The following is a 23,312-nucleotide window of genomic DNA, read 5'->3' on the forward strand; positions in this document are numbered from 1 at the left end:
CGCACGCAGATCGGCCGACGGGCCGGTCGCCGGGGTTCAGCGAACCCGGGCGGCCGGCCCGTCGGTCGTCAGCGGACGAGTCGGTCAGCTCGACAGGATGAACGCGCGCACCGCGTCCGCGACGAGCTGCACGGCGATCGCGGCGAGCAGCAGACCGGCGATCCGGGTGACCAGCGTCGTTCCGGAGTCGCCGAGCACGCGATGGAACACGCCGGCGAACCGCATCGCCAGGTAGAGGCAGACGTGCACGCCGAGCACGCCGAGCCCGATCGCGACCCAGTTCCCCACCGACCCGTCGGACCGCTGCACGAAGACCATCGTGGCGACGATCGCGCCGGGACCAGCGAGCAGGGGTGTGCCGAGCGGCACCATCGCAACGTTGACGCCCTCGTTGCCGGACGGCTGGGGCTCCTCCATCTTGCCGGTCAGCAGCTCCATCGCGACGAGCAGCAGGAGCAGCCCGCCGGACGCCTGCAGCGCGGGGAGCGAGATGTGCATGTAGCTGAGGAGCTGCTGGCCGAACGTCGCGAACGCGACGATCACTCCGAACGCGACGGCGATGGCCTGCCGGGAGGCGCTGATGCGCTGCCGGCGGGTCATCGCGGCGGTGAGCGCGAGGAAGATCGGCACGGTCCCCGGCGGGTCCATGATCACGAACAGCGTGATGAAGACCTCGGTGAGGAGCCTCAGGTCGACGCCGCTCACGCGCGCACGACCCCGAGCGCGCCCTGCTCCTCGATCGCCGCAAGGACGTCCGGGGCCGTCAGGTTCTCGCCCAGCACGTTCTCCTTGCCGGCGCCGTGGTAGTCGCTGGAGCCGGTCACGAGGAGGCCGAGCCGCGCGGCGATGGCGTGCAGCCGGGCGCGCTGGGCGGGCGTGTGGTCGCGGTGGTCGATCTCGATCCCGGCGAGCCCCGCGTCGACGAGCTCGTCGAACGCCGCGTCGGGCACGATGCGGCCGCGGACCTCGGCGCCCGGGTGGGCGAACACCGGGACCCCTCCCGCGGCGCGGATCGCTCGCACCGCGTCGATGCCCGACGGTGCGTAGTACGGGACGTAATACCTGGCGTGGCTGGACAGCACGCCAGCGAAGGCCGAGCTGCGGTCGGGCAGGACGCCTGCGGCGACCAGCGCATCCGCGATGTGCGGGCGCCCGACGACGGTGTTCGGCGCGGTCTGGGCGAGCACGTCGTCCCAGGTCAGCGGGTAGTCCTCGGCGAGCAGGTCGACCATCGCCCGGCCCCGACGCAGCCGTGCGGCGCGGGTCCGCTCGAGCTCGACCATCAGCTCGGGGTGCGTCGGGTCCTGCAGATAGGCGAGCAGGTGGATGCTCACGCCGTGCAGCCGGGCCGACACCTCGGTGCCGCGCACGAGCGCGACCCCGACCTCGACGGCCGCTGCGGCCGCCTCGTCCCATCCTGAGGTCGTGTCGTGGTCGGTGAGCGCGACGACGTCGAGACCCGCCCGTGCGGCTGCGGTCATCACCTCGGCCGGACTCTCGGTCCCGTCCGACGCGGACGAGTGGGTGTGGAGGTCGATGCGCACTGACCCACCCTAGGTCCCGTCCACCTGTCGAGACCGCACCCGTGCCGGGCGCCGAGAGTGACCCGTCGGCACGAGCAGGCCACCCTCGGGCCGGTGGGAGGATGGGGGCCATGACTGAGGACGTGACGCCGGAGACCACCCAGGGCGAGAACCAGGACCTGACGAGCCGGAACGACAACCGCTCGCAACGACCGGACTCCGCAGCGTTCAGGAGCTTCATCACGTCCGGCTGGGGACCACGCGCCGCCACGACGGTCGCCGCTGGCCCCGCCGCCGCGCAGACCGCCGACCGCCGCGCCCGGCTCGCCGCGCAGTTCCCCGGCGAGCGGCTCGTCATCCCGGCGGGCACGTACAAGACACGCTCCAACGACACCGACTTCCGGTTCCGCCCGCACTCGGCGTTCGCCCACCTCACCGGGCTCGGCGCCGAGCAGGAGCCGGACGCGGTGCTCGTCCTCGACCCGGTGGCCGCCGACGGGGGCGACGACGGCACCCACGAGGCCGTCCTGTACATGCGTCCGCTGGCCGGGCGGGACACCGAGGAGTTCTTCTCCGACTCCCGCTACGGCGAGTTCTGGGTCGGCGCGCGGCCCACGCTGGAGGACCTCGAACGGCTGACCGGCATCCGCACCGCGCACCTGGACGACCTGAGCGACGCGCTCGCCAAGGACGCCGGACCGGGCGGCGTGCGGGTCGTCGTGGTCCCCCGCGTCGACGAGACGGTCGAGGCCGTCGTCGAGGAGATCCGCGCGGCCGAGGACGCCGGCATGCGGGACGACGCGCTCGCGGAGGCACTGTCCGAGCTGCGACTGATCAAGGACGCGCATGAGGTCGAGCAGATGCGCACGGCCGTTGCGGTCACCATCGAGGGCTTCGAGCAGATCGTGCGCCGCCTGCCCGAGGCCGTCGCGCACCGCCGCGGTGAGCGCGTCATCGAGGCCACCTTCATCGCCCACGCCCGCCAGGAGGGCAACGCAGTCGGCTACGAGACGATCGCGGCCGCCGGCGAGCACGCCACGACGCTGCACTGGACGGACAACGACGGGCAGGTCCGGCCCGGGGAGCTCGTCCTCATCGACGCGGGCGCCGAGGTCGACTCGCTCTACACCGCCGACGTGACGCGCACGCTGCCCGTCGACGGGACGTTCACCGAGGTCCAGCGCCGCGTCTACCAGGCGGTGCTCGATGCGGCCGACGCCGCGTTCGCCGTGGCGAAGCCGGGCTCGATCTTCCGGGACGTGCACGCCGCCGCGATGGAGGTCATTGCGGCCCGCCTCGCCGAGTGGGGGCTGCTGCCCGTGTCGGCCGAGGAGTCGCTGAGCCCCGAGGGTCAGCAGCACCGCCGCTGGATGGTGCACGGCACGAGCCACCACCTCGGGCTCGATGTGCACGACTGCGCGCAGGCGCGCCGCGAGCTCTACCTCGACGCGGTCATCGAGCCCGGCATGGTGTTCACGATCGAGCCCGGGCTGTACTTCAAGAGCGACGACCTGCTGGTGCCGGCGGAGTACCGCGGCATCGGGGTGCGGATCGAGGACGACGTCCTGGTCACGGCCGACGGGAACGAGAACCTGTCCGCCGGCCTGCCGCGCCGGCCCGACGAGGTCGAGGCGTGGATGGCGCGCCTGCTGCCGCCGCGCTGAGCCTGCTCGCCCGGCGGGCGAGAACGAGCGGCGCTCAGAGCGCGCCGGGAGTCGGCGGCACGGTGGGCAGCGTCGTCGGAGGAACCGTCGGGGGAACCGCCGGCGGTCCGGCGGGCGGGACGGTGGGCGAGCCGGTCGGCGGCTGGTGAGGCGCGGCGGGGTCGGGGTAGGCCACGCGCGGGTCCGACGGCGGGGTCGACGGGCCGGCCGGCCGGGCGGGCCAGCCCGACTGGACGCCGCCGATCTCCTGCAGCAGCGTCCGGGCCTTGTTCGCGTGCTCGGCCGCGCACAGCACCGCGTACGACGTCGCGACGATCTGGCTCGTCGACGTGAAGTCGCGCTTGCCCCCGGTGAACGAGTAGGTGATCACGGAGAAGAGCAGGCCGAACGCGCCACCGATGAGGATCGCAGCGAACATGAGCGACGTGTCGCCCGAGCCGAACATCGACAGCAGCAGGCCCACGAAAAGCCCGAACCACGCGCCGGACGCGAACCCCGCGAGCGCGACGCGCGGGTAGGACAGCCGCCCGGTCACCCGCTCGACCATGCGCAGGTCGGTCCCGACGATAATCACGTGCTGGACGGGGAACTGCTTGTCGGCGAGGTGGTCGACCGCGCGCTGAGCCTCGAGGTAGGTGCCGTAGGACGCGACGGTCTCACCTTGCGGCAGCGTGGGCGCGGTCGGGGCACGGGTGGCGCGGGTGAACGACATGCCCTAATCCTCCCCCACCGGCTGCGAGAGGCGCCACCCGGTGCGACGTGCTGAGGCCACGCGCGCTCTCCGAGCTCGCGTGACGGGGCTGGCCGTTAGGCTTGCGCCCGTGAGCAGCGCCGGGACACGAGTGTTCGTCGCGCGCCTCGCCGGCACTGCGGTCTTCGACCCGATCGGGGACCAGGTGGGGCGGACGCGCGACGTCGTCATGCTCTTTCGCGACAACTCCGCGCCGCGTGCCGTCGGGCTCGTGGTCGAGGTGCCCGGCAGGCGCCGGGTGTTCCTCCCCCTCACGCGCGTGACCAGCATCGACGCCGGACAGGTCATCTCGACCGGCCTGGTCAACATGCGCCGCTTCGAGCAGCGCGGTTCGGAGACCCTCGCAATCGGCGAGCTGCTCGACCGGACCGTGCAGTTCGTGGACGGCTCCGGCAGCGCCTCGATCGAGGACATCGCGATCGAGCAGCAGCGCAACGGCGACTGGTTCGCGACGCAGCTGTTCGTGCGCCGGCACGTGGCGGGCAAGGGCGGGCTGCTCCGGCGGCGCGGGGAGACCCTCGTCGTCCCCACGTCCGACGTCACCGGGCTGGCGCAGGGCGGTCACGCGCAGGGCGCCGCCCTCCTCCTCGCGTCGTACGAGGACCTCAAGCCCGCCGACCTCGCCGACGTGCTGCACGACATGTCCACCACGCGACGGCTTCAGGTCGCGAGCGCCCTGGACAACGAACGCCTCGCGGACATCCTCGAGGAGCTCCCCGAGGACGACCAGGTGGCGATCCTGTCGGGCCTCGAACGGGGACGAGCCGCCGACGTGCTCGAGGCGATGCAGCCCGACGACGCCGCCGACCTCCTCGGTGAGCTGACGGACGAGCAGGCCGCCGAGCTCCTCGGACTCATGGAGCCCGAAGAGGCGCGCGACGTCCGGCGCCTCCTTGCCTACGAGGACAACACCGCGGGCGGTCTCATGACGACCGAGCCGGTCATCCTCGGCCCCGAGACCTCGATCGCCACGGCGCTCGCGCACGTGCGCCGGCAGGACCTCGCACCGGCGCTCGCGTCGATGGTGTTCGTCGCGCGTCAGCCGCTCGAGACCCCGACCGGGCGGTTCCTCGGCGTCGTGCACCTCCAGCGGATGCTGCGCGAGGCGCCGCACGAGTCCATCGGCGCGATCATGGACTCCGACATCGACGCCGTGAAGGCCGACGCTCCGCTCCTGCAGGTCACGCGCCTGCTCGCGACCTACAACCTGCTCGCCCTCCCGGTCGTGGACGGCGAGAAGCGGCTGCTCGGCGCGGTCAGCGTCGACGACGTGCTCGACCACCTGCTGCCGGAGGACTGGCGCGGGCTCGACGACGAGCCACCGGGCGTGAGTCCCGCGACGGCACCCGCCGCGACGACACCAGGCACGAGCCCGACGGGAGGCCCTCATGCCTGAGCGTCTCGACACCCCGAAGGAGACCCGGCGGACCCTGCTGCCGAAGGTCCAGGTCGACCAGGACGCGTTCGGAAAGATCGCCGAGGGCATCGCGCGGTTCATGGGGACACCGCGGTTCCTCGCCTACATGACGGTGTTCGTCGTGGTGTGGCTCAGCTGGAACTCCATCGGCCCGTTCTCGCTGCGCTTCGACTCGCAGAAGTTCGGCTTCACGCTGCTCACGCTGATGCTGTCGCTGCAGGCGTCGTACTCGGCGCCGCTCATCCTGCTCGCGCAGAACCGCCAGGTGGACCGTGACCGCGTCGCGGCCGAGCAGGACCGCCAGGGCGCCGAGCGCAACCTCGCCGACACCGAGTTCCTGGCCCGCGAGATCGCCGCGCTGCGCATCGCGCTGTCCGAGGTCGCGACCCGCGACTTCGTCCGCGGCGAGCTCCGTGACCTCCTCGAGGGGCTGGCCGCCGAGCGGGCGAACGGCGGCGACACCGACCAGGCACCGGGTGCCGACGCGGGCGCGGGCGCTCCATCGTCGTCGGCACGACCGGCAGGGGCGAACGGCCCATCGACGGGCTGACGACTCGACCTACGATGGTGCCCATGTCCGCCCTCACCGATCCCACCCTTCTCGCCGACGCCGTCCGCGCCACCCTCGTCGGCGTCATCGACCCGGAGATCCGTCGCCCGATCACCGAGCTCGGGATGGTCCGGTCCGTCGAGGTGACCCCCGGCGGCGCGCTCGACGGCGGCCCGCTCGTCACGGTCGGGCTCGACCTGACGACGCAGGGCTGCCCGCTCAAGGACACCCTCACGAAGGACATCACGGCGGCCGCGCGGACGGTCGAGGGCGTCACGGACGTCCGGGTCGCGATGGGCGTGATGTCCCCCGAGCAGCGCACCGAGCTGCGGACGATGCTGCGCGGCGGCTCGCCCGAGCCCGTCATCCCGTTCTCGCTGCCGACCTCGCTGACGAAGGTCTACGCGATCGCGTCCGGCAAGGGCGGCGTCGGCAAGTCGTCGGTGACGGCCAACCTCGCGTGCGCCATGGCGGCCGACGGGCTGCGGGTCGGCATCGTGGACGCCGACATCTACGGCTTCTCGATCCCCCGCATGCTCGGCGTGACACGCCCGCCGACGAAGGTCGACGACATGCTCCTGCCGCCGATCGCCTACGACGTCAAGGTCGTGTCGATCGGCATGTTCGTGCCGGCCGGGCAGCCGGTCGTGTGGCGCGGCCCGATGCTGCACCGGGCGCTGCAGCAGTTCCTGGCCGACGTGTTCTGGGGCGACCTCGACGTGCTCCTCCTGGACCTGCCCCCCGGTACGGGAGACATCGCGATCTCGGTCGCGCAGCTGCTGCCCTCCTCGGAGCTCCTCGTCGTGACGACCCCGCAGGTCGCGGCGGCCGAGGTTGCCGAGCGGGCCGGGTCGGTCGCGCTGCAGACGCGTCAGCACGTCGTCGGTGTGCTGGAGAACATGTCGTGGCTCGTGCAGCCCGACGGCTCACGCCTCGAGCTGTTCGGCTCGGGCGGCGGCGCCGTCGTCGCGGAGAACCTGTCGCGCGCGATGGGGGCGCCCGTCCCGCTGCTCGGTCAGGTGCCGCTCGACATGGCGCTGCGCCAGGCGGGCGACGAGGGCACGCCCATCGTGCTCGCCGACCCCGACTCCCCGAGCGCCGTCGTGCTCCGCTCGGTCGCGCGGACGCTCGCATCCCGGTCGCGCGGGCTGGCCGGTCGGTCGCTCGGGCTGTCCCCCGTCGCGCACTGACCCGTCGTCGGCTCGGCGGTCTCTCGCCGACCTGACGCGGACCGGCCAAGGTCCCGACGACCGGCCTGTTGGTTTCTGTTCGACTGTGGTGAATACTGTCCACATGCTCGCGCCGCAGCGTCAGGATCGGATCCTGGCCCAGATCCGCGCGCACGGCGCCGTGCGGGTCACGGACCTCGTCGACGAGCTGGACGTCTCCGACATGACCGTGCGGCGCGACATCTCCGAGCTCGCCCGGGCCGGCCTCGTCCGACGCGTGCACGGCGGTGCGGTGGCCCCCGAGCCTGCCGGCCGCTCGACCCACGAGCCAGGCTTCGAGACCAAGCGGACGTGGGCCGCCGCCGAGAAGGCAGCCATCGCCCGCGAGGCGCTCGCGACGATCGAGCCCGGGCAGGCCATCGCCCTCTCGGCCGGCACGACGACGCACCTGCTCGCCGAGCTCATCGCCGCCGACCTGTCGCTGCGACCGCTGACGGTCGTGACGAACTCGCTCCCGGTCGCCGACGCGCTGCACCACGCACCGAGCCAGGCCGGCCACGCCGCGCTCGAGGTCATCCTCACGGGCGGGGTCCGGACGCCGTCCGACGCGCTCGTCGGGCCGGTCGCCGATGCCGCGATCGAGCGGCTGCGCGTCGACCGCGCGTTCCTCGGCGTGCACGGGCTCGACCGGCGCGGCGCGACGACCCCGAACCTGCTCGAGGCCGCGACCGATCAGGCCCTGGTCGCGAGCGCCGCCCGGCTCACCGTGCTCGCTGACCACACGAAGTGGGGTGTCGTCGGGCTCGCCCGGATCGCCTCGCTCGACCAGATCGACCTGCTGCTCAGCGACGACGGGCTCCCCGCCGAGGCCCGCGCGATCCTCGAGGACACCGTCGGGCAGCTCGTGCTCGCCACCACGCCCACCACACCCAGCCCGCCCACCACGTCCGCCCCGCCCACCCCCGAGGACCTCTGATGACCGATCCCGCCCGCCCCGCCCGGGTCCGCCGCACCGCGACCCACCTGGCCGACGGCCGCGAGCTGATCTACTTCGACGACTCCGAGCCGTACGTCTCGGGTGGTGCGACGCGGCGGCTCGACGACCCGCGCCCGCTCGGCGACCGCTTCGAGGCGGCGACCTCCGACGACGCCGGCGGCGCGGCTGCCCCCGTGCAGGGCCCCGAGATGCGGCGCGACCCGCTGACGGGCGACTGGATCCCCATGGCGTCGCACCGCATGAACCGCACGTTCCTCCCCGCCGCGGACTCGTGCCCGCTGTGCCCGGCGCGCCCGGACGCCGCGTACTCCGACGGCGAGGTGCCGGACACGGACTACGACGTGGCGGTCTTCGAGAACCGGTTCCCCGCGCTCATGCGCGTCCCCGGCGTCACGCTCGAGGACGGCTGGGACGTCGACGGCGAGCCGCTGTGGCCCGCGCTCCCCGCAGCGGGCCGCTGCGAGGTCGTGTGCTTCAGCTCCGACCACACGAGCTCGTTCGCGGACCTGACCCCGGCGCGCGTCCGGACGATCATCGAGGCGTGGGCGGACCGCACCACGGAGCTCTCCGCCCTGCCGGGGATCGAGCAGGTCTTCTGCTTCGAGAACCGCGGCAAGGAGATCGGTGTCACGCTGCCCCACCCGCACGGACAGATCTACGCGTTCCCGTACCTGACCCCCCGCACGCAGGCGATGCTGCGCGAGGCCGCCGCGTACCGCGAGCGCACCGGGGGGAACCTCCTGGCCGACGTCGTCGCCGCGGAGCGCCGCGCCGGCACCCGCGTGATCCTCGAGACCGAGCACTGGACCGCCTACGTGCCGGCCGCGGCCCGCTGGCCCGTCGAGGTCCACCTCGCGCCGCACCGCGACGTCCCCGACCTGCCGTCCCTGACCGACGCGGAGCGCGACGACCTCGCGGTGACCTACCTCGAGCTGCTGCGCCGCCTTGACCGGTTCTTCGTCGAGCCCGACGGCACCCCGATACCCCTGCCGTACATCGCCGGGTGGCACCAGGCGGTCGTGGGCGACGGCCGCGAGCTCGGGCGGCTGCACCTCCAGGTGTTCTCGGTCCTGCGCGCCGCCGGCAAGCTCAAGTACCTCGCGGGCGTCGAGTCAGGCATGGCCGCCTGGATCAGCGACACCACGCCCGAGCGGGTCGCGTCGCGTCTGCAGGAGCTCGGCCGATGAGCGCGCCCCGGTGGATCCCGGCCTGGACCGGTGACGAGGGCGTCGCCCGAGCGCTGGCGGCGTTCGCTGCGCGCTTCGGGACCGACGGCGTCGCCCCGACCGTCTGGTCCGCTCCCGGCCGCGTCAACCTCATCGGCGAGCACACGGACTACAACGGCGGGCTGTGCCTGCCGATCGCGCTGCCGCACCGCACGTACGTCGCACTCCGGCCCGCTCCGGCCGGCAGCGACGTCGTCCGTCTGGCCTCGGCGCAGGAACCTGCTGCGGGGCTGATCGAGATGCGCCTGGCCGACGTCCGGCCGGGCGCCGTCGACGGGTGGACCGCGTACGTGCTCGGCGTCGCCTGGGCGCTCCGGCAGCCGGGCGCGCTGCCCGCCGGGTCCGACCCGTGGTCGATCGGCGGTTTCGATGCCGTCGTCGACTCGTGCGTGCCGTACGGCGCCGGCCTGTCGTCGTCCGCCGCCCTGGAGTCCGCGGTCGCCGTGGCGCTCGACGCGACCGCCGGGCTCGGGCTCGCCGGTCCGGCCGACGACCCGGACGACGCGGGCCGCGCGGTGCTCGCCGAAGCGTGCGTGCGCGCCGAGAACGAGGTCGCCGGGGCCCCCACAGGCGGCATGGACCAGTCGGCGTCCCTCCGGGCGCAGGCGGGCCACGCGCTGCTCCTCGACACCCTCGACGGCTCGGTCCGCCAGGTGCCGTTCGACCTCGCGGCCGACGGTCTCGCCCTCCTCGTCATCGACACCCGCGCCGAGCACGCGCTGGTCGACGGGCAGTACGCCGCCCGCCGGACGACGTGCGAGACCGCGGCGGCACGGCTCGGTCTCGGGACCCTGCGCGAGATCCACGAGACCGGCGGTCTCGCTGCGGCTCTCGCCACGCTCGCGGCCGATGACGGGGCTGAGGCGGATGTCGCCGTCCGCCGCGTGCGTCACGTCGTCACCGAGATCGCGCGGGTCGAGGAGTTCGTCGCGCTGCTCGACGCCGGGAAGGTCCACGAGGTCGGTCCGCTCATGGACGCGTCGCACGCCTCGCTGCGGGACGACTACGAGGTCTCGTGCCGCGAGCTCGACCTCGCGGTGGCGACCGCCCGCTCGGCCGGCGCGCTCGGAGCACGGATGACGGGTGGCGGCTTCGGCGGATCGGCGATCGCCCTCGTCGAGACCGACGCGGTCGAGCCCGTCGCGGCCGCGATCGCTGCGGCCTTCGACTCCGCCGGGCTCACGGCGCCGACCTTCTTGCTCTCCCCGCCGTCGGCCCCCGCGGGGTAGTCGGCGGGGGCGTCACCGCGCAGCACCCGACCCGCGAGTCATCCCACGGGGGGATATTCCCGGCGCCCGAACGTCGATAGGTTGCGCGTGCGGGGGCGACGGGTGTCGCCCCCGTCCATGACCACTCGAGGGGCAGCGCTGTGGGCATCACACGCAGGTTCATCTTCCCGACCGTGCGGATCATCCTGTGGGCGATCATCGCCGCGGCGCTCGTGAAGCTGGCGTTCACCGGCGCAGACATCACCCCGGTCGCCGACCCGCTGCGACCGACGGCCGAGATCGTCGAACCGCACGTGGCAGCCTCGGCAGGCACGATCACGAACACGGTGACGGTCAAAGCCGCCGTGGTCGCCGACGCCGCCACCTCGGTGCGCGCGACGCTCGCGGGCACGGTGACCAAGCTGCTCGCCAAGGACGGCCAGCAGGTCGACGCCGGCACGGCGATCCTGGTGATCACGCTCGAGACCCCGGTCGACCCGACGGTCACGACGGACCCCGAGACCGGCGTCCAGACCGTCACCGAGAACAAGCCGAAGGTCACGACGGCGACGATCAAAGCCCCGCATGCGGGCGCGCTCGCGCTCCCGACGCTCAAGGACCAGGTCGTCTCGGTGGGGGGCGTCGTCGCGACGGTGTCGCCCGGGACGATGTCGGTGTCCGGGACCCTGGCGCCCGACCAGCAGTACCGGCTGCTCGGCGCCCCTGCCGACGCCCAGGTCACGCTCAAGGGCGGCCCGGCGCCGTTCACGTGCTCGAACCTGCACATCGGCGCCGCGGCACCGACGACGGGCACCACCGACACCACCCAGGTCGCGGACACCACGGGGCAGTCCGCGTCCGGCGTGGTCACGTGCGCGATACCCGCAGGCGTCATCGCGTTCCCGGGCCTCGGCGCCGACATGGCGATCACGAACGGCACTGCCGAGAACGCCGTCGTCGTCCCTGTCACGTCCGTCCAGGGGTCGGTGCAGCACGGGAACGTCTGGGTGGTGCAGCCGGACGGCACGTCCGTGTCGAAGCCCGTGACGCTCGGCCTCACCGACGGCGAGACGGTCCAGATCGTCGAGGGCCTCGCCCTCGGCGACGAGATCCTGCAGTTCATCCCGGTCGGCGACGGCGGTGTGCCCGACTGCAGCGACCCCGCCTCGTTCGACCCGGTGAAGTGCGCCGGATGAGCCTCCTCGAGCTGACCGACGTCACGCGGTCCGTCCGCCTGCCCGACGACCGGGTCCTGCACATCCTGCGCGGCATCACGCTGTCGGTCGACGCGGGCGAGCACATCTCCGTCGTCGGGCGCTCGGGCACCGGCAAGTCCACGCTGCTCAACATCCTCGGCCTGCTCGACGAACCCACCTCGGGCAACTACCTCCTCGAGGGGACGGCGGTCACCCGGCTGTCGGGCCGTCGCCGGGCCCGACGACGCGGGGACGACTTCGGCTTCGTGTTCCAGCAGTTCAACCTGCTCCCGGGCCGCACGGCGCTCGAGAACGTCGCTGCGCCCCTCATGTACGCACGCGGAAGCGCGTTCTGGCGCAGGTTCCGCCTCGCCGCGGCCATGCTCGACCGGGTGGGGCTCGGCGACCGTCTCGACGAGATGCCCGACAAGCTCTCGGGCGGTGAGCAGCAGCGCGTCGCGATCGCCCGCGCGCTCGTGCGAAGCCCCCGCGTGATCCTCGCCGACGAGCCGACGGGCGCGCTCGACGTCGACACGGGCGGGGAGATCATGAGCCTGCTCGACGAGATCGCGTCGCAGACGGGCGCGGCCCTGATCGCCATCACGCACGACCTGGCCGTCGCCGCGCGTGCCCAGCGGCACTACCGGCTCACGGAGGGTGTGCTCGTCCCCATCACGCTCAACGCACCCGGCCGGATCACGGAATGGGTCGGCGACGTCCCGACCGACCGACCCGACGACGACGACGCCGCGACCCTGTCATGAGCGGCATCGTCGGCACGATCGTCGAGGCCTGGGACGAGCTGCGGATCCACAAGCTGCGCGTCCTGCTCGCGCTCATCGGTGTCGCGGTCGCCGTGACCGCGATCACCGGCGTCACCGCGGCGGTGCAGATGATGAACCAGGCGTTCAAGGAGTCCGCCGACCGTCAGAGCGGACGGTCCGTCACGCTCGACCTGTACGCGTGGCCGATGGGCGCGGGCGGCACGACGACGCCGACCCCGCAGCAGTACGCCACCGAGTTCGACCGGATCGTCGATCGCTACGACATCACGTACGCGACCCGACAGCTGGGCGGACCGATGCGGTTCCGGTTCCCCACGGGCACGGCCATCGTCAACGCGCAGGTCGTCGACCCCGACTACGGGGTCATCACACGCTTCCGGACGATCCAGGGGCGCTGGTTCACCGACGACGACGCCCAGCGGTTCGCACCGGTCGCCGTCGTCAACGAGGCGTTCCTCGCCGCGCTCGGCGTCACCGACCTGTCGTCGCACCCGACGGTCCAGCTCGGGACCGACACCCCCGTGCGGACCGAGGTGATCGGCGTCTACCACGACGAGTGGAGCGGTGCTCAGCCGTCGGCGTACCTGCTCTACGACCACGCCACCCGGTGGGGTCTGCTCGGCGCCGAGATGGCCGACCAGCCGCCGAGCTTCAAGATCTGGGTACCGCCGGACCTCGCCGCCGAGCTGCGTCCCCTGCTCAAGCGCGACCTGGCCGCGGCACTCCCCGGCACCCAGATCGAGGTGCCGGAGCCGTTCAGCGGCCAGAACGTGCTCGACGGCGCGACTCGGTGGGTCGTCCTCGGCATCGGCGGGTTCTCGCTGCTGCTCGGCGGGCTCGGGCTCGTCAACATCGCGCTCGTCACCGTGCGGTTCCGGATCCGCGAGATCGGCATCCGGCGCAGCTTCGGCGCGACCTCCGGCCGCGTGTTCTTCGGGGTCCTCATGGAGTCCGTGGTGGCGACGGTGGTCGCCGGAGTGGTCGGGGTCGTGATCGCCGTCGCGGTGATCAAGAACATCCCCATCGAGAAGGTGTTCGGCGGCAGCATCGAGGACATGCCACCGTTCCCGGTCGCGGCGGCCGTCACGGGCATGGTGTGCGCGACGGCGGTCGGCGCCCTGGCCGGACTGATCCCCGCGATCGTCGCCGTCCGCGTCAAGGTCATCGACGCGATCCGGTACTGAGGATGCGCACCGGAAGGCCGCTGACGGTGCGGGGCGGCTCCGGGACACGTCTCCACAACTGCAACAAGTGACTTGCACATCAGATCAGTTAGTGCAACCCTGTGATTGCAGTTGTCGACCGGAGGAAACCGACCGGAAGGAACAGACTCATGACCACCACCGCCAACCAGCCCGCTGTCGCCGACGCCAGTGAGCTCACCGTCAGGCGCACCATCACCATCGCGGCACCCGTCGAGAGGGTCTGGGCCGCGATCACCGAGGCCGAGCACATCGCGAAGTGGTTCGGCCAGGCCGCCACCCTCGACGAGGTCGCCGTCGGCGCAACCGGCGTGTTCTCGTTCGAGGGCTACGGGGACTTCCCGGTGCGGATCGAGGAGCTCGACCCGCCCAGGACGATCGCCTACCGATGGAGCAACGACAACGCTCGGGCGCTCGACCCCGACCAGGTCGACCCGCACCGTTCGACGGTCTTCCGTTTCACCCTCGAGCCGCTCGACGGTGGCACCCAGCTCACGGTCGTCGAGTCCGGGTTCGGCACCCTGGCTGATCCGGCCGCGAGCCTCGAGAGCAACCGCATGGGCTGGACCTCCGAGCTCGACGAGCTCGTTGCCTACCTCGAGGACGGGTCGTGACCACGAGGACCCTCGTGCCGGTGTTCGCGGCGCTCGGCGACGAGACCCGGTGGAGCATCCTGGTGGCCCTCGGCGAGGGCGACGCGTCGGCGTCGGCCCTCGCCGGGCGGCTCCCGGTCACCCGCCAGGCCATCGCGAAGCATCTCGCAGTGCTGCACGACGTCGGGCTTGTCGAGTCCGTGCGCGTCGGCCGCGAGCTGCGCTACCGAGTGCTCGGCTCGACGCTCAGTGCGACCGCGCGCAGCCTCGACCGCATCGGCGCCGAGTGGGAGAGCCGCCTGACCGCGATCAAGGGGATCGCGGAGAGCCTGGAGGCCGGGGAGGTCCGGGGCGGCGAGCCGCGGGGCGGCTCCGCCTAGAGGTCGTAGGTCGCCACGAGCGGGGCGTGGTCGCTCCAGCGGGCGTCGTAGGTGGGGGCCCGGTCGACGTCGACCGACACCGCCGCGTCGGCCAGGTCCCCGGTGGTCAGCTGATAGTCGATGCGCCAGCCCGAGTCCGTGTCGAACGCCTTGCCTCGCCAGGACCACCACGTGTACGGCCCGGGGCCCTCACCGCCGAGCTCCCGACCGAGGTCGTGCCACCCGAGGTCGTCGAACCACCGGTCGAGGTACGCGCGCTCCTCGGGGAGGAACCCGGCGGCCTTGAGGTTGCCCTTCCAGTTCTTGATGTCGACGTTGCGGTGCGCGATGTTGAGGTCGCCCGCGACGACCGCGAGCCCGCCACCCTCCGCGAGCTCACCGAGGCGGGCCGTGACGCGGTCGAGGAACGCGTACTTCTCCTCCATCGAGGGCGTGCCGACCGTGCCCGAGTGGATGTAGGTCGAGACGACCGTGAGGGTGCGCGCGGGTGCGCCGTCGCTCGCGGGGAGCTCGAGGTCCGCCTCGACCCAGCGGCCCGTCTCCCCCGGCACGTCGGAGCCGAGCCCGATGCGGACCGCGCTCATCGGCAGGCGCGAGACGATCGCCACGCCGGCACGACCCTTGAAGTCGCTCTCCTGGTGGGCCAGGTCCCACTCGCTCGTGGGGAAGAAGTCGCTGAGGATCTCGTCGGGTGCACGCACCTCCTGGAGCAGGAGCACGTCCGGCGTACGGGTCTGGATCCACGGACCCATGCCGCGCTTGAACGCGGCCCTGATCCCGTTCACGTTGGCAGTTGCGATCGTCAGCACGGGCCCATCCAACAGCACGGGACCCACACCCCGTCCCGACCGTCCGCCGGGCGCCGACCTGGCCGCGGGCCGACAGCAGCCTCGCCCAGGCACGGCACCGCCCGGGTGCCGGTGCTCCGAGGAGCGCCGGCACCCGGGCGGTCACCAGCCGCGCGTCAGGGCCTGTGCACCCGGACCGTCAGCACCGAGCTGCTCGTCGTTCCCGCAGCGTTCGCGAGCTCGGCGCGGTAGGTGTGCTTGCCCACCGACCGACCCGTGACCGTCGTCGAGGCCGACTGCGGGCCGAGACCCGCGCTCGCGGACATCGCCTGGGTGTCGATCAGGACGCCGTCCTCGTAGAGCCGGTACGTCGTGGCGGGGGTCCCCCACCACTTCACGGCCGTGACCGTGTACGACCCGTTGCCGTCCCAGTTGTCGGAGAACAGGAACGGCTTGCCGGGGTTGGCGTCGGTGACCTTCACCGTGACCGAGGTGGTCGCCGTCGTGCCCTTGAGGTTCGACAGCTCGCCGGTGTACACGTACGTGCCGTTGACCCGTCCCGTCAGGTGCACCTCGACGTGCTGGGCGTTCGGCGTGCGGTCCACGAGCGACTCGGTGTGGATCAGCACGCCGTTCTCGTAGAGCTTGAACGTCGTGCCGTTCTGACCCCGGCGCAGATCGGCCGAGATCGTGTAGTCGCCGTCGTGCAGACCGCGGGGCCACCCGTTGTCGCTGCTCAGGACGGCCCGACCGGGCGCCTTCGGCGGGATCGGGACTCCGGGGGCAACCGTCACCGGGATCGTCACCGTCGTGCCCGACGGCGCGGCGACCAGGCGCAGCGTCGCTGCCCCCACGACGTCCCGGGGGACGACCACGGACACCTGGGCTGCGCCCGCCGTGACCGGCACCTGCACCGGCGTTGCGGCGCTCCCGACCCAGGAGGCCGTGAGCGTCGTGTTGGCGGGGCTGCCGAGCGACGTCAGGTCCAGCTTCGCGACGCCGAACGCCAGGGTGTCGTCCTGCGTCGCCGCGCTCGGCAGACCGGTGACCTGCACGGCGTGCCGCGCGAAGCTCGGCGAGACCGGCTGGTTGGCCGTCAGGTAGGCGATCCACGCGTCCCGGTCCACGAGTCCCGAGTCACGCACGTCGGTCGACGACTGGAAGATCCGGAAGTTGTCGCCGCCCGTCGCGAGGAAGTTGAACGTGCCGACCCGGTAGGACGCAGTCGGGTCGAGCGCTACCCCGTCGATGGTCACCGAGGTGATGCGGCTGCCTGCGGCGAGCGACGCGTCGTAGGTGTACGACACGTTGTCCGACAGGCCGAGCTGCAGGTAGGGCCGCGACGGCACGGTGCCGTCGGGGTTGGTCTGCCACTGCTGCTCGAGCATGGTCGTGAGCTGCGCACCGGTCAGCGAGACCGTCCACAGGTTGTTGAGGAACGGCAGGACCGCGTTCGCCTGGGCGTACGTGATCTGGCCGTCCAGCGCAGGACCGGCGGGGCTGTAGGACGACTGCTTCGCGAACAGGTCGCTCCGCAGGCCGCCCGGGTTGACGACGCCGATCTGGGCGCCGCCGCGCAGCGGGTCGCTGAGCGAGGCACGCAGCGAGTTCGCGACGAGGTTGCCCAGAGTCGACTCCGACGCGCGGTCGTCGCGCGACGTCCCGACGTAGGCCGTCGTGATGTCGGCCGTGAGCGAGCCCACGACCTTGTTGCCCTCGACCGCGGCACTCGCGATCGCCGCGTCGACGATCGTCTTGACGGCCGCTGCCCGCGGGTACGTCGCGACCAGCGTTGCTGCCGGCGTCGTCGTGCGGGCCACGTTCGTCGCCTTGTAGGCGACGACGTCGTCCGTGGCGTTGTCGATCGTCAGCGTGATCTCGCCGACGAACGCCCCGTAGGAGCCCGTCTGCAGGATCGGCCGGGTGGCCGTCGTCGAGCCGGGGACCGGCGCGTCCCACGCGTACACCTTGTGGGTGTGGCCCGTGAAGATCGCGTCGACCTTGGCATCGGTCTGGGTGACGATCTTCGCGAACGCACCACCGGCCGCGACCTCCTGCTGGAGCGTCGCGCCGTCGGGCGTCCCTGCGCCCGCACCCTCGTGGTACTCGGCCACGAACACGTCGGCCTCGCCGTTGGCCTCGTTGCCGTCGCTCAGCTGCGCGACGACGCGGTTGACGGCGTCGACCGGGTCACCGAAGTCGAGCCCCGAGATGCCCGTGGGAGTGACGAGTGCGGGGGTCTCCTGGGTGACGGCCCCGATGACGGCGAGGCGCTTGCCCGCCACGTCGAGGACCTTGTACTCGGGCAGCGCGGGGGTCGTGGTGCCCTTGAGGTAGACGTTCGCACCGAGGTAGTCCCACGTCGCGTTCGTGCCGCCCGCCATGACACGGTCCGTGAGGTCGGCGAAACCACCGTCGAGCTCGTGGTTGCCGACCGCCGAGGCCTTCAGTCCGAGCGCGTTGAGCACGTCGATCGTGGGCTGGTCCTTGGCGACCGACGATGCGAACAGCGTCGCGCCGATGTTGTCACCCGCCGAGAGCAGGACCGTGTTGCCCTCACCCTTGGCCGCGCGCTCCTGCTCGATCGTCCCGGCGAAGTTGACGGTGTTGCCGTCGATCCGGCCGTGGAAGTCGTTGATGTTCAGCAGGGTCACGTCGGTCGTCGGGGGTGCCAGGTTGGCCTTGAGGCCGAGGATCACCGGGTCGTGGTCCGAGGACGCGAACGGGTCGGGCGCGTAGAACAGCGAGCCGTGGTAGTTGTACCGGCTGTACTCGAGCGCGATCGACTCCGGGGAGTTGATCGACCAGATGGTCGAGCCCGTCGAGCGCGCCATCATCGCGGCGTTCACGAGCACGTGGTCCAGCGAGCCCGAGAGCCCGCTGAAGCTGTACGAGTACTCCCCCGTCGCGAACTGCGAGGTGGCGTCGGTGTAGCCCGCCGAGTACAGCACCTGCAGCGGGTCCTCCTGGGTGTAGGAGTTGAAGTCGCCGAGCAGCGCGACCGCGGTGACCGGCGTCGTCGGGTACGACGCGAGGACGGTCGGGACCCAGGCCGCGAGAGCCGTGGCCTGCGCGACGCGCGACGCGTTGGACGCGCCCTGGCCGTCGCCGGTGTCGGCGTCGCCCGGCAGTGGTCCCGCCGAGCCCTTCGACTTCAGGTGGTTGACGGCGACGAAGAACGGCTCGCCGCCGCCGACCGGGGTGAACGCCTGACCGATCGGCTCGCGCGCGTTGGCGAACGCCTGACCGTCGGCGCTCGCGGTGCCCAGCGCGCGGGAGTCGCTGAGCCGAGTGACGGCCGTCGTGCGGTAGATGAGCGCGTTGGTGATCGCGTCCTGGAGGTCGACGGCCGGGAGCTCCGTCGACGAGGGCACGAACGCCCAGTGCGCGGCCGGGTCGGCCGCGTTGAGCGCACCGACGAGCGTGCTCACCGCGGTGTCGACCGGGTCGCCGAGCGCCACGGAGTTCTCGATCTCCATGAGGCCGACGACGTCCGCGTCGAGCGAGTTGATCGCGGCGACGATCTTGGCCTGCTGACGTGCGAGGCTCGCCGCGTCCCAGGCTCCGCGCGGGCCGGTGCCCGGGCAGGTGTTGACGGTGATCGGGTTGCCGGCACGGTCGTTGTACGACGTGCAGCCGGCGACGGCCACCCCGAGCGTGGTGAAGTAGTTGAGCACGTTGAACGACGAGACCCGCAGGTCGGCGCCCGCGAGCGCCGCCGTGTCGGGGGCGTCGGTGCGCGTGTTCTTGAACTGTGCGCGCTCCGCGAGCGGCGTGGTGTCCGTGACCCGCGTCGTGGGGTTGAGCTTCCACGCGGAGTTCCGGTAGTCGACGATCAGCGGCTGCGTGAACTGCACCTGCGCGCCGACCCGGACGGGGTTCGTCAGCGAGACGTACGGGGGCGTCAGGCCGGAGTTCGCCGCGGAGAGGAAGTTCGTCGTGGCGCCGTCGTCGAGCACGACCTTGCGCGCGGCGTTGTTGGCAGCTGCGGCGAGGGCCTCGGCCGAGCCGGGCCGGCCGACCTCGGTCGGCTGCAGCAACGGCGAGGTGCCGAACGCGAGGCCGACCTCGCCGTACTGGTTCGTGGAGTAGGTGTTCGTCACGGTGTAGTCGCCCGTGGGGGCGAACAGCATCGACTCGAGCGGCTCACGCGCGGCGTCGGTCGCGGGCCAGGCGGCGACCGCGGGGGTCACCGGGTCGACTGCGTCGGCGCCGACCTCGACGGTGGTTGCGGTCAGCTCGGTGAGGCCGTTGAACTCGCTCACGGCGCCGGTGACGCGCACGTACTGACCGATCTGCGCGGTCACACCCGACTGCTGGTAGACGAACACCGCGTCGGAGGCCGTGTGCGTGGCGTCGATCGTGCCACCCGTGCCGGGCGTCTGGATCACGAAGCCCGCGATGCCACCCGTCGGGTAGGTCGCGGTCACGACTCCGGCCGTGGTCACGGTCTGACCGACGAGCGGGCTCGCGGCGCCGGCGCCCTGGATCTCGGCGATCGGGACGACGGCCGAGGGCGTGCTGGGCGAGGGTGTCGGGGTCGGCGTCGGCTCGCCCGTCGTCGCGGCGGTCGGCGTCGGCGCCCCGGCACGGAAGTCGGCCGCGTTGTCGGCCGTGGTCACGTAGCCGGTCCGGGAGATCGAGGTGGTCGCGCTCGGCGCGGGTGCTGCGGCGGTGCCCGCGAACGCGGCGCCGGTCCCGAAGCCCACGAGGTCGACGACGGCGGTGTCGCTCGCGCAGGCGGTGGTGACGCAGGTCAGCTTCGTGGTCGACGAGACGAGGGCGACATTGCCGTTCGCCGCGGCGAGGTTGACCGTCGCGCTGCTCGCATCGGGCGTCGGGAGGTTCGAGACCGTCGTGGCGCCCGTCTGCGAGGCGGCCTGGACGAGGTAGGTGCTGTGCGCGGGGATCGAGCCGACGAGCGGGATGAGCCCGCTCCAGCTCGTCCCGGCCGCCGACGCGTACTGCAGCGACCACGTCGACACGTCGAGCGCGGTGTCGGCGCCGTTGTAGAGCTCGATGAAGTCATGGGTCAGCACTGACCCGGAGTTGCCGCCGCCGCCGTAGATCTCGCTGATGACGACCGAGGACGTCGATGACACGGCGGCGAAGCCGGGAGTGATCCCGGGGACGGCGAGTGCGGCAGCAGCCGCGACAGCGACGGTCGACCGTCGCAGCCATGGGTGGTTCAGGAGCATGCGGTGATCCCCTCCGAGCGCGGGCGTTGCCCGCGACGTGACCGAGCACAGGGTCCGGGTGTGGACGGTGCGCAGGCACCGACGACGTGCCCGGGCCGGTAGGCCAGGTCTACGCAGATGCTGTGACGCGCATGTGCGTCACCGGTGAACCCTGTGTGAACATCTCACATATCGGGCGGATCGGAGAAGGGGGACACCCGTTCGGGTGTCCGGGCATCAGGCGCCGAGCGCACGCTCCGCGGACTCGACGACGTTGTTGAGGAGCATCGCGCGGGTCATCGGGCCGACCCCGCCGGGGTTCGGGGAGATCCACGCGGCGATCTCGGCGACGCCCGGGTCCACGTCGCCGGCGATGCGCGTCGCGCCCGTCTCCGGGTCGGTGACGCGCGAGACGCCGACGTCGACGACGACGGCGCCGGGCTTGACGATGTCCGCCGTGATGATCCCCGGGACCCCTGCCGCGGCGATGATGACGTCCGCGTGCCTGGTGTGCTCTGCCAGGTCGTCGGTGCCGGTGTGCGTCAGCGTGACGGTCGCGTTGACCGCCCGCCGGGTCAGCAGCAGCCCGATCGAGCGTCCGACGGTCGTGCCGCGGCCCACGACCACGACGTCGGCCCCCGCGAGCACGACGCCGTGCCGCTCGAGCAGCTCGATGATGCCGCGCGGCGTGCACGGCAGCGGGGAGGTGATCTCCTGGTTGACGCGCAGCACGAGGCGCCCCAGGTTCGTCGGGTGCAGGCCGTCGGCGTCCTTGTCGGGGTCGACGAGCTCGAGCACCCGGTTCGTGTCGATCCCGTGCGGGAGCGGCAGCTGCACGATGAAGCCCGTGCACTCGGGGTCGGCGTTGAGCCGCGCGACGGCGGCCTCGATGTCCTGCTGCGTCGCCGTGGCGGGCAGGTCCTCACGGATCGAGGCGATCCCGACCTCCGCGCAGTCCTTGTGCTTGCCGTTGACGTACCACCGCGAGCCGGGGTCGTCGCCGACGAGCAGCGTGCCAAGACCCGGTCGCACGCCCTTGGCCGCGAGCGCGGCGACCCGGACGGTCAGCTCGGCCTTGATCGCGGCGGCGGTTGCCGTGCCGTCGAGCACCTGTGCAGTCATGTCTGTCTCCTGGCGGACGCGGCAACCTCGCCCCCGACGGCTCCGCGTGCGGAACGGTCGGGGGCGAGGTCGCGGGCGGGTGAGGTCAGTACTGCTGGAGGCCCTCGTACAGCGGGTGCGCCTCGGCCAGCTTGGCGGCGCGGGCGCGCAGCGAGTCGACGTCGGCCGACGCGCCGTTGACGAGGGCCGTGGCGATGATGTCCGCGACCTCCGTGAACTCGGCGTCCCCGAAGCCGCGGGTCGCGAGCGCGGGGGTGCCGATCCGCAGGCCCGACGTGACGCGCGGAGGCCGCGGGTCGAAGGGCACCGCGTTGCGGTTCACCGTGATGCCGACCCCGTGCAGGAGGTCCTCGGCCTGCTGGCCGTCGAGGTCCGAGTGCCGCAGGTCGACGAGCACGAGGTGGACGTCCGTGCCGCCGGTCAGGACGGACACGCCCGCAGCGGCGACGTCGGGCGCCAGGAGGCGGTCGGCGAGGATCCGCGCGCCGGCGAGCGTGCGCTCCTGCCGCTCACGGAACTCCGCGGAGCCGGCGATCTTGAACGACACGGCCTTCGCGGCGATGACGTGCATGAGCGGGCCGCCCTGCTGGCCCGGGAACACCGCGGAGTCGATCTTCTTGGCGAACTCCTCGCGGCTGAGGATGAAGCCCGAGCGCGGGCCGCCGAGCGTCTTGTGGACCGTCGAGGACACCACGTCGGCGTGCGGCACGGGGCTCGGGTGCAGGCCCGCGGCGACGAGCCCGGCGAAGTGGGCCATGTCGACCCAGAGCTTCGCGCCGACCTCGTCCGCGATCGAGCGGAACGCGGCGAAGTCGAGCTGGCGCGGGTACGCCGACCAGCCGCCGATGATGACGTCGGGGCGCTGGGCGAGCGCGGCCTCGCGGACCTTGTCCATGTCGACGAGGAACGTCTCGGGGTCGACCCCGTACGCGCCGACCTCGTAGAGCTTGCCCGAGAAGTTGATCTTCATGCCGTGCGTCAGGTGGCCGCCGTGCGCGAGCTCGAGGCCGAGGATCTTGTCGCCCGCGTTGATGAGCGCGTGCAGGACGGCGGCGTTCGCGGTCGCGCCCGAGTGTGGCTGGACGTTCGCGTGGTCGGCGCCGAACAGCGCCTTGGCCCGGGTGATCGCGAGGGTCTCGGCGATGTCGACCTGCTCGCAGCCGCCGTAGTAGCGCTTGCCCGGGTAGCCCTCGGCGTACTTGTTCGTCAGGACGGAGCCCTGCGCCTGCAGGACGGCGCGCGGCACGAAGTTCTCGCTCGCGATCATCTCGAGGGTGCTCTGCTGGCGGGCCAGCTCACCGTCGAGCACCGCGGCGATCTCGGGGTCGACCACGGACAGGGACTGGTCCAGCAAGGGGGACTGATCGGCGCTCATGTGTCTCCTCGGCAGTCAGCGGGTGTGCGCGGCCCGGCACACGGATGGGCACGCACACAGATGGTGTGGTGACCGGGGGCCCAGGCGTCCGACCCGTAGTCTGCTGCTGCGTCGCTCCCCGGTGGTGTTCCACCCGTTGCGCCAGTTGCGACGGGCACAGCCTACCAATGCCCACCCGTGCCGCGGTGC

General features: G+C 72.3%; 19 protein-coding genes and 1 riboswitch. Of the genes, 12 read left to right on the plus strand and 7 right to left on the minus strand.

What is annotated here, in order from left to right:
- Nucleotides 1–84: 84 nt before the first annotated feature.
- Both VFW79_RS14165 and VFW79_RS14170 read right to left on the minus strand, forming a co-directional pair.
- Nucleotides 85–705, minus strand: a complete 621-nt coding sequence (locus tag VFW79_RS14165) for a MarC family protein (RefSeq protein WP_329677935.1) — start codon at nucleotides 703–705, stop codon at nucleotides 85–87.
- Nucleotides 702–1,544, minus strand: a complete 843-nt coding sequence (locus VFW79_RS14170) for a PHP domain-containing protein (protein WP_329677936.1) — start codon at nucleotides 1,542–1,544, stop codon at nucleotides 702–704. The genes VFW79_RS14165 and VFW79_RS14170 overlap by 4 nt, the downstream gene beginning before the upstream one ends.
- A gap of 110 nt (nucleotides 1,545–1,654) precedes the next feature.
- Between VFW79_RS14170 and VFW79_RS14175 the strand changes: the two genes are divergently transcribed.
- A complete protein-coding gene (locus VFW79_RS14175) occupies nucleotides 1,655–3,187 on the plus strand; it encodes an aminopeptidase P family protein (protein ID WP_329677937.1) in 1,533 nt (510 codons plus the stop codon).
- Nucleotides 3,188–3,221: 34 nt separating this feature from the next.
- On the opposite strand, the gene VFW79_RS14180 is transcribed toward VFW79_RS14175, so the two are convergent.
- Complete coding sequence (locus tag VFW79_RS14180) at nucleotides 3,222–3,899, minus strand: general stress protein (protein ID WP_329677938.1); 678 nt, start codon at nucleotides 3,897–3,899, stop codon at nucleotides 3,222–3,224.
- Between the two features lie 109 nt (nucleotides 3,900–4,008).
- Here VFW79_RS14180 and VFW79_RS14185 point away from each other — a divergent pair, with 109 nt between their 5' ends.
- The 11 genes from VFW79_RS14185 (at nucleotide 4,009) to VFW79_RS14235 (ending at nucleotide 14,661) form a co-directional block, all read left to right on the plus strand.
- Complete coding sequence (locus VFW79_RS14185) at nucleotides 4,009–5,334, plus strand: magnesium transporter MgtE N-terminal domain-containing protein (RefSeq protein WP_329677939.1); 1,326 nt, start codon at nucleotides 4,009–4,011, stop codon at nucleotides 5,332–5,334.
- Nucleotides 5,327–5,905, plus strand: a complete 579-nt coding sequence (locus tag VFW79_RS14190; protein ID WP_329677940.1) for a DUF1003 domain-containing protein — start codon at nucleotides 5,327–5,329, stop codon at nucleotides 5,903–5,905. Before VFW79_RS14185 ends, VFW79_RS14190 begins: the two co-directional genes overlap by 8 nt.
- Before the next feature lie 23 nt (nucleotides 5,906–5,928).
- The gene (locus VFW79_RS14195; protein ID WP_329677941.1) at nucleotides 5,929–7,095 is read left to right on the plus strand and encodes an Mrp/NBP35 family ATP-binding protein; all 1,167 of its coding nucleotides are present in this window, start codon (nucleotides 5,929–5,931) and stop codon (nucleotides 7,093–7,095) included.
- 103 nt (nucleotides 7,096–7,198) lie between these two features.
- Entirely contained in the window at nucleotides 7,199–8,050 is an 852-nt protein-coding gene (locus VFW79_RS14200) for a DeoR/GlpR family DNA-binding transcription regulator (RefSeq protein WP_329677942.1), read from the plus strand.
- Complete coding sequence (gene galT, locus VFW79_RS14205; RefSeq protein WP_329677943.1) at nucleotides 8,050–9,258, plus strand: galactose-1-phosphate uridylyltransferase; 1,209 nt, start codon at nucleotides 8,050–8,052, stop codon at nucleotides 9,256–9,258. The genes VFW79_RS14200 and galT overlap by 1 nt, the downstream gene beginning before the upstream one ends.
- The gene (gene galK / locus VFW79_RS14210; RefSeq protein WP_329677944.1) at nucleotides 9,255–10,526 is read left to right on the plus strand and encodes a galactokinase; all 1,272 of its coding nucleotides are present in this window, start codon (nucleotides 9,255–9,257) and stop codon (nucleotides 10,524–10,526) included. The genes galT and galK overlap by 4 nt, the downstream gene beginning before the upstream one ends.
- 140 nt (nucleotides 10,527–10,666) lie before the next feature.
- The gene (locus VFW79_RS14215) at nucleotides 10,667–11,701 is read left to right on the plus strand and encodes a secretion protein HlyD (protein ID WP_329677945.1); all 1,035 of its coding nucleotides are present in this window, start codon (nucleotides 10,667–10,669) and stop codon (nucleotides 11,699–11,701) included.
- Nucleotides 11,698–12,465, plus strand: coding sequence for an ABC transporter ATP-binding protein (locus tag VFW79_RS14220; protein WP_329677946.1), 768 nt, complete (start codon nucleotides 11,698–11,700; stop codon nucleotides 12,463–12,465). Before VFW79_RS14215 ends, VFW79_RS14220 begins: the two co-directional genes overlap by 4 nt.
- On the plus strand, nucleotides 12,462–13,670 hold the full coding sequence (locus tag VFW79_RS14225; protein WP_329677947.1) for an ABC transporter permease: 1,209 nt from the start codon (nucleotides 12,462–12,464) through the stop codon (nucleotides 13,668–13,670). The genes VFW79_RS14220 and VFW79_RS14225 overlap by 4 nt, the downstream gene beginning before the upstream one ends.
- A gap of 149 nt (nucleotides 13,671–13,819) precedes the next feature.
- Complete coding sequence (locus VFW79_RS14230; protein ID WP_329677948.1) at nucleotides 13,820–14,302, plus strand: SRPBCC family protein; 483 nt, start codon at nucleotides 13,820–13,822, stop codon at nucleotides 14,300–14,302.
- A complete protein-coding gene (locus VFW79_RS14235; RefSeq protein ID WP_329677949.1) occupies nucleotides 14,299–14,661 on the plus strand; it encodes a metalloregulator ArsR/SmtB family transcription factor in 363 nt (120 codons plus the stop codon). The genes VFW79_RS14230 and VFW79_RS14235 overlap by 4 nt, the downstream gene beginning before the upstream one ends.
- On the opposite strand, the gene VFW79_RS14240 is transcribed toward VFW79_RS14235, so the two are convergent.
- From VFW79_RS14240 to glyA, 4 genes are all read right to left on the minus strand, one after another.
- The gene (locus VFW79_RS14240; protein WP_329677950.1) at nucleotides 14,658–15,470 is read right to left on the minus strand and encodes an exodeoxyribonuclease III; all 813 of its coding nucleotides are present in this window, start codon (nucleotides 15,468–15,470) and stop codon (nucleotides 14,658–14,660) included. The two genes, VFW79_RS14235 and VFW79_RS14240, sit on opposite strands and share 4 nt — an antisense overlap.
- A gap of 155 nt (nucleotides 15,471–15,625) precedes the next feature.
- Entirely contained in the window at nucleotides 15,626–20,647 is a 5,022-nt protein-coding gene (locus VFW79_RS14245) for an ExeM/NucH family extracellular endonuclease (RefSeq protein WP_329677951.1), read from the minus strand.
- A 216-nt stretch (nucleotides 20,648–20,863) separates the two neighbouring features.
- Nucleotides 20,864–21,748, minus strand: a complete 885-nt coding sequence (locus tag VFW79_RS14250; protein ID WP_329677952.1) for a bifunctional methylenetetrahydrofolate dehydrogenase/methenyltetrahydrofolate cyclohydrolase — start codon at nucleotides 21,746–21,748, stop codon at nucleotides 20,864–20,866.
- 85 nt (nucleotides 21,749–21,833) lie between these two features.
- Entirely contained in the window at nucleotides 21,834–23,123 is a 1,290-nt protein-coding gene (gene glyA / locus VFW79_RS14255) for a serine hydroxymethyltransferase (RefSeq protein ID WP_329677953.1), read from the minus strand.
- A 71-nt stretch (nucleotides 23,124–23,194) separates the two neighbouring features.
- Nucleotides 23,195–23,282: riboswitch (ZMP/ZTP riboswitch) on the minus strand.
- Nucleotides 23,283–23,312 lie beyond the last annotated feature (30 nt).

Origin of the sequence: Cellulomonas sp. (assembly GCF_036279715.1) — a bacterium.
In the GTDB taxonomy this organism is placed as follows: domain Bacteria; phylum Actinomycetota; class Actinomycetes; order Actinomycetales; family Cellulomonadaceae; genus Cellulomonas_A.

Bases quoted from the DNA above. Each gene is read 5' to 3' on its own strand.
- galT (WP_329677943.1), top strand. From the start codon at position 8,050: ATGACCGATCCCGCCCGCCCCGCCCGGGTCCGCCGCACCGCGACCCAC.
- VFW79_RS14195 (WP_329677941.1), top strand. From the start codon at position 5,929: ATGTCCGCCCTCACCGATCCCACCCTTCTCGCCGACGCCGTCCGCGCC.
- VFW79_RS14200 (WP_329677942.1), top strand. From the start codon at position 7,199: ATGCTCGCGCCGCAGCGTCAGGATCGGATCCTGGCCCAGATCCGCGCG.
- VFW79_RS14230 (WP_329677948.1), top strand. From the start codon at position 13,820: ATGACCACCACCGCCAACCAGCCCGCTGTCGCCGACGCCAGTGAGCTC.
- glyA (WP_329677953.1), bottom strand. From the start codon at position 23,123: ATGAGCGCCGATCAGTCCCCCTTGCTGGACCAGTCCCTGTCCGTGGTC.
- VFW79_RS14250 (WP_329677952.1), bottom strand. From the start codon at position 21,748: ATGACTGCACAGGTGCTCGACGGCACGGCAACCGCCGCCGCGATCAAG.
- galK (WP_329677944.1), top strand. From the start codon at position 9,255: ATGAGCGCGCCCCGGTGGATCCCGGCCTGGACCGGTGACGAGGGCGTC.
- VFW79_RS14245 (WP_329677951.1), bottom strand. From the start codon at position 20,647: ATGCTCCTGAACCACCCATGGCTGCGACGGTCGACCGTCGCTGTCGCG.
- VFW79_RS14225 (WP_329677947.1), top strand. From the start codon at position 12,462: ATGAGCGGCATCGTCGGCACGATCGTCGAGGCCTGGGACGAGCTGCGG.
- VFW79_RS14180 (WP_329677938.1), bottom strand. From the start codon at position 3,899: ATGTCGTTCACCCGCGCCACCCGTGCCCCGACCGCGCCCACGCTGCCG.
- VFW79_RS14220 (WP_329677946.1), top strand. From the start codon at position 11,698: ATGAGCCTCCTCGAGCTGACCGACGTCACGCGGTCCGTCCGCCTGCCC.
- VFW79_RS14190 (WP_329677940.1), top strand. From the start codon at position 5,327: ATGCCTGAGCGTCTCGACACCCCGAAGGAGACCCGGCGGACCCTGCTG.
- VFW79_RS14175 (WP_329677937.1), top strand. From the start codon at position 1,655: ATGACTGAGGACGTGACGCCGGAGACCACCCAGGGCGAGAACCAGGAC.